4 protein-coding genes are annotated in these 5,689 nt (G+C 62.8%); 1 reads left to right on the plus strand and 3 read right to left on the minus strand.

Annotation, left to right across the window (positions count from 1 at the left end):
* The first annotated feature begins 566 nt into the window (after window positions 1-566).
* Window positions 567-1,949, plus strand: a complete 1,383-nt coding sequence (ltrA, locus tag SO139_RS45265; protein WP_474804932.1) for a group II intron reverse transcriptase/maturase — start codon at window positions 567-569, stop codon at window positions 1,947-1,949.
* Window positions 1,950-2,134: 185 nt separating this feature from the next.
* On the opposite strand, the gene SO139_RS45270 is transcribed toward ltrA, so the two are convergent.
* The 3 genes from SO139_RS45270 to SO139_RS45280 all read right to left on the minus strand — a co-directional run bounded on the left by SO139_RS45270 (window position 2,135) and on the right by SO139_RS45280 (window position 5,156).
* Window positions 2,135-3,250 carry a DUF6745 domain-containing protein gene (locus tag SO139_RS45270; protein ID WP_449384659.1) on the minus strand — a complete coding sequence of 372 codons (1,116 nt, stop codon included), beginning with the start codon at window positions 3,248-3,250 and terminating at the stop codon, window positions 2,135-2,137.
* Window positions 3,240-3,584, minus strand: coding sequence for a DUF8820 family protein (locus tag SO139_RS45275; RefSeq protein ID WP_449384658.1), 345 nt, complete (start codon window positions 3,582-3,584; stop codon window positions 3,240-3,242). The genes SO139_RS45270 and SO139_RS45275 overlap by 11 nt, the downstream gene beginning before the upstream one ends.
* Before the next feature lie 174 nt (window positions 3,585-3,758).
* On the minus strand, window positions 3,759-5,156 hold the full coding sequence (locus SO139_RS45280; RefSeq protein WP_449384657.1) for an ammonium transporter: 1,398 nt from the start codon (window positions 5,154-5,156) through the stop codon (window positions 3,759-3,761).
* Window positions 5,157-5,689 lie beyond the last annotated feature (533 nt).

A 5,689-nucleotide genomic window follows, 5' to 3' on the forward strand; every position in this document is an offset into this window, starting at 1 on the left:
AACCCCTCGATCTCAAGACAGGACGCCCCATTGCGCTATCGTCTTGGCTCCGTCGCCAGCCGCGGCGCCCTACCGCGTGAGCGGTTTAGTCGTGTGCCGGGCATGCTCAATAGCTCGGAAGTGAAAGTCTTCCACCCAACCTGATGGAGGTGAAGGGGTAGTGAAACGCAAGGGCTGCCGTCGCGAGGCGGGGTCTGAAGGAAGCGTGGATCAAAGGTGCGAGCTGATGAACAAAAAACGGATATGAGGCGCAAGCGTCGGACGAGCGGGCGACACATCGCGAAGTCCAGATCCATCAAGGATGCGAAGCGTAGATCCGGCGGTTGTGCACCGAAGGCGATTGAGCTTACCCCGGGAGGTCTGCCCGGCGTCGCCCTCGGGCGACTGAGACGACCGCGAGGTCGTCTGACCGCCGGGCAGAAGTCAGCAGAGGGCGTATTAGGTCAGGCTGTCGGCAAAGCTATTGAGGCACTCCAAGGCCGAAAGGTGGAGAAACAGATAGGCGGAGCCGGAAACGATGGCCGAAGGCCCGAACGATCGAGAGAAGCAAATAGGACTGGTATCTCGTGAATAGAAAGCGGCAGAACAACCAGCAAGCGCTGGCCTTGGAACCGAAGGAGTGGGGTGAAGCCCCGGCGCGCGGTGACGAGGAGACCGAACCATTCATGGCGAAATCAGCCACCGAAAGCTCGACTTTCACAGAACAACTAATGGAGGAGGTGTGCGACCGAGAGAACCTCGAAAGAGCGTGGAAGCGTGTTAAAAGGAACAAAGGAAGCCCTGGCGTTGATGGGATGACCATCGACGACGCAAAGGCTTTCCTGCGTGAGCACTGGCCAAACATTCGGTCTCAACTGCTCGACGGAAACTATCGGCCGCAGCCGGTTAAACGGGTAGAAATCCCGAAGCCGGATTGCGGGATCAGAAAACTCGGCGTCCCCTGTGTCGTCGACCGCCTGATTCAACAAGCCATGCTGCAAGTTCTCCAAGAGCGATGGGATCCGACGTTCTCGGAGCACAGTTTCGGATTTCGGCCGGGGCGGTCCGCCCACCAGGCTGTAGCCCAGGCACAGCGTTACATCGCCGATGGCTACAACGTAGTGGTTGATCTCGATCTGGAAAGATTTTTCGACCGAGTTAACCACGACATCCTGATGTCGCGCGTCGCCGCACGAATACCTGATAAACGCGTGCTCAAGCTTATCCGGGCATTCCTGAATGCCGGGGTATTGGAAGACGGTTTGGTCCGACCGGTGGACGAAGGGACCCCGCAAGGCGGTCCGCTCTCGCCCTTCCTCAGCAATATCGTGCTCGACGACCTCGACAAGGAATTGGCTCGACGTGGTCACCGGTTCTGCCGTTACGCGGATGACTGCAACATCTATGTTCGCAGCCTCCACGCCGGCGAAAGAGTGAGGGCCTCGATAAGCCGATTCCTGACCAACAAGCTCCGCTTGAAAGTCAACGAGGCCAAAAGCGCGGTGGCGCGACCCGAGGAACGTAAATTTCTCGGATTCAGCATTGCGAATGACGGGAGCGAGCGACGCATTGCGCCGAAAGCTCTCGACAAATTCAAAGACCGAATCCGGGAGATCACATGCCGGACGCGAGGGATCAGTTTGCAACAGATGATCGCAGACCTCACGCCATACCTCATCGGATGGCGCGGGTACTTCGGCTTCTGCCAGACCCCGCGCGTGCTCACAAACCTGGAAGCCTGGATCCGCCGGAGATTGCGAATGTATCTCTGGCGGCAATGGCGGAACGGGCATAACCGATTCACGGAGCTTCGCCGCCTCGGCATCGCGAAGTTCGCCGCATCGGTCGCTGCCGGTTCACCGACGGGACTCTGGCGCATGTCCGGACACCCGGCGGTTCAACACGCCCTACGCAATCAGGCGTTCGATTCTCTTGGTCTTCCCCGAATCTTCATGCCTGTGCCGGTTTAACTCGATCGAACCGCCGTGGTACGGACCCGTATGCCCGGTGGTGTGGGAGGGGTGGCGTCGCGAGACGTCCCCCTATCCCGATCCTTGACCCTTCGGCGACATCGGGCAACGTCCGCTTTTTCGCGCTGTTGGGGGTGAGCGGACATCAGTCGGCCAATCTCTTGATGAGTACACGCCCTGGCCTTTCAAGTTCTCTGCACGAGGTGTGCATACGCCTCCACACGCATCCCGTAGGTCCAGGCGACCGCCTCGCGCGCGGTGCGCAGATTGGCCGGCACCTGGAGGAAGAAATGCCGGCGCGTGCCGTCCGGCTCGGGCGTGGCGTTGACCACCTCCACCGCGGCCCAGGCGTCCGCGGCGAGCCAGTTTCGGCGCCACAGAATTCCCGTCTCGTCCTCGGCGATGCGGGTCGCGCCGCCGAGCGCGACGTAGCGTTCCGGCGTCATGATCTCGATCATGCAGCGGCGGACCTGGACATCCACTTGCTCGTCGATCGCGGCCAGCGTGATTTGCTCGCTGTGCTCGATGATCCAGCGCGGCACCTCCACCCCGCGCCAGGCCCACACCGACCAGCCGTCCGGATAGCGCAGCGCCGGACCGCTGGCGTGATGCAAGCGGTCGCGCGCGTCACTGCACAGCAGGTTCGGCCGCTCCGCGAGCCAGCAGGTGTGCTCATGCGGCTGCAACCAGCCGACACTGGTCGCAAGCTGCATGAGGCCGCGCAGCGGCTCGGTCTCGGCCCGCAGGCCAACCACCTCGCGGAGATAATCGTAGACGCCAAGCCACGACAAATCGTGCGGCCCCCCGGCAAGGGACGAAAAACTCCGCGGGGCGAGCATCGCCTGGCACACAGCGGACCACGATAGGCCATAGCGGCGAAGATGACCCAGCACGGTCAGAGTCTGCTCCGGCACGCTCCGCATCACCGCATCGGTCGCGGCGGCGACAAGGGGATCGGCGGGATTGACGGCGCTCTCAACAGTGGCAAGCACCTTCCGATCGACACGCGCCTCAACCAGCGAGGCGACTATTCGGCGAAGACGATCGACGAGACGGGAACGGACGTTGCGGCCGGCGTCGCGCGACATCCGGCCGGCAAGCGTGGCCAGCGCAAGCGGACTGTCGCACCAGACGACGCGCACCGGCGGCGCAAGTCCTGCGACATGATAGGCAAGCCGCACCGCCTGCTCTGCCGCGCCGCGGTCGGCAGGCGCCGTCGACCGCCGGACGGCAACCCACCGCGCGCGAAAATCCCCCAGCGCCGCCGCTTGCTCCGCCGTTAGCGCCTCCTTAATCGGCAAGGACGCGCGCATCCCGTGGCCCGAGTTCGCGCTGGCGGCGCACGCGGTAGGTCCCTCGCGGCAGCGTGAGCGGTGCATGCTCCTCATGCGTCACCCGCGCATAGGCCGCACCGATCAGGAGATGCCCGATATAGAGCCCGGCCGGAATGTCGCGCGCCAGATCATCGTCGCGAAACAGCGTCACGCGCTCGCGGATCGCATGACAATGTCCGGTGGCTTCGCCCTCCAGCAGGACCAGCGGCACGCCTGCGGCGGTGTCAGTGAGCGTTCCCGATGGCGCCACATCGCCTACCCGCTCGATCAGCAGGTCACCTTGCGCAAAGATCTCGGTCATCGTTCCCTCTCCCGTGCCGGGGCATCCGCGCCTGCGCGGATGCCCCGATTGCTTCACTATTGTTAGAGGCGATCTAAAGCGCGATGAGATCGTGATGAATCATCATCGCGCATTAGGTTGTTGTTTGAGCATGATCTTTTCGGAAAACCGCTTCACACTTTTCCGGATCATGCTCTAGTGCACGACCTCGCCATGCAGTGCGAGGTCGAGACCATCGCGCTCCATATCCTCCGACACCCGCAAGCCGACGAACAGCTTGACCACATAGAGGATGATCAGGCTGACGACGGCGTCATAGACGAACACCGTGGCAACGCCGATGCACTGGTTGATGAATTGGCCGGGATTGCCCTCCAGCGCGCCCGCGGTGCCACCATATTGCTCGACGGCAAAGATGCCGGTGAGCAGCGCGCCGACGATGCCCCCGACGGCGTGGACGCCAAAGCAATCGAGCGCGTCGTCATAGCTGAACATGGCCTTTAGCCCGGTGCATCCCCAGTAGCAGAGCACGCCGGCTGCGATGCCAATCACGAAGGCGCCGATCGGGCCGACGAAGCCCGACGCCGGCGTGATGGCGACGAGGCCTGCGACCGCGCCCGAGCAGATGCCGACGACCGTCGGCTTGCCCTTGAGCGACCACTCGACCAGCATCCAGGTGAAGCCTGCAACGGCCGTTGCGATCTGCGTCACCAGCATCGCCATGCCCGCCTGCATGCCCGCCGTCACCGCAGAACCCGCATTGAAGCCGAACCAGCCAACCCAGAGCAGCGAGGCGCCGATGAAGGTGAGCACCATGTTGTGGGCCGGCCCGGTCTCCTTGCGCTTGCCCAGCATGATGGCGCACATCAGGCCAGCCACGCCAGCGTTGATATGCACGACGGTCCCGCCGGCGAAATCGAGCACCTTGACCCAGGCGGCGTCGTTGCCGGAGGCGAAGATCCCGTCGGGGCCCCATACCCAATGCGCGACCGGCGCATAGACGAAGATCGCCCACAGGCCGATGAACCAGAGCATCGCGGAGAATTTCATCCGCTCGGCAAAGGCACCTGCGATCAGCGCCGGCGTGATGATGGCAAACGTCATCTGGAAGCAGATGTAGACGCTTTCGGGAATCGTCGCCGCGAGCGGATTGGGATTGCCGATCCCGCCCTTGCCGATGTCGCTCATGATGTCCTTCAGGAACATGCGGTCGAGCCCGCCGACGAACGGCGTGCCGGCGCGGAAGGCCAGGCTGTAGGTCAGGAGCGCGAACAGGATCGTGACGAGGCACGTCACCGCGAAGCTCGTCATCACGGTGTCGCCGACGTTCTTCTTGCGCACCATGCCGCCATAGAACAGCCCGAGCCCGGGAACGGTCATCATCAGCACCAGCGCAACGGAGGTGAGCATCCAGGCGGTATCGCCGGGATTGGGCGTGCACTTCTCGAGGATCTTGCCGCCGCAAGCCGGCGGCGCCGCATCCTCGGCGAGAGCAACATCGCCGAGGGCGAGGTAGAGCAGCGCAATTCCCAGCAGCGCGACCAGCAACGTCACGAGCCTTTGGCGCGTGGATGTTCTTGATTCCATCGTCATCCTCCCAAGTCGCATGAGAAGTCTTCCGGCGATTGCCTCGACTGGAACCCGCAAGACGAGCGTTCGCGCCGGCGCGATTGGGCCAGCGTCATCAGCTCGGATTTTTGGGACACAATGCTCGCGGCTCGGCGCGATGAGGTCGTCGAGTGTCGATGGCTCGAGACTGGCGTCGACCAGCCTCATGGCTTATCGGCCTTTCCCTTGTCGCCAGATCGGAAAGCGTCAGTGACGGTTCCAATTCTTAGGTCAAACTACAAGCAAGATTCGCGCCGTTGATGCGATTCAATCAACTCACTGAATGCGCATCGATTCCACTTTGCTGCTTTGCGATAGGAGCCGTGCGTGCTGCTTCGCGCAGCAGCGCTTCGCCCAACGAATGAGCAGAGGCTGACAATGCCTACGCGGTTCGCAACAGTGCCGCCGTATCGAACGGTGTCATCACCCGCGAAGGCGAAGGCGGGTGATCCAGATGCTATGGGGTAAGCGGCGACTGGGGTAAGCGGCGGTGAGGGTGTGGACACCCCTCGAACGCC

The sequence above is a fragment of the Bradyrhizobium sp. UFLA05-89 genome, from assembly GCF_059803475.1.

Coding starts and splice junctions, on each gene's coding strand:
- SO139_RS45275 (WP_449384658.1), bottom strand. CDS start 3,584: ATGACCGAGATCTTTGCGCAAGGTGACCTGCTGATCGAGCGGGTAGGC.
- SO139_RS45280 (WP_449384657.1), bottom strand. CDS start 5,156: ATGACGATGGAATCAAGAACATCCACGCGCCAAAGGCTCGTGACGTTG.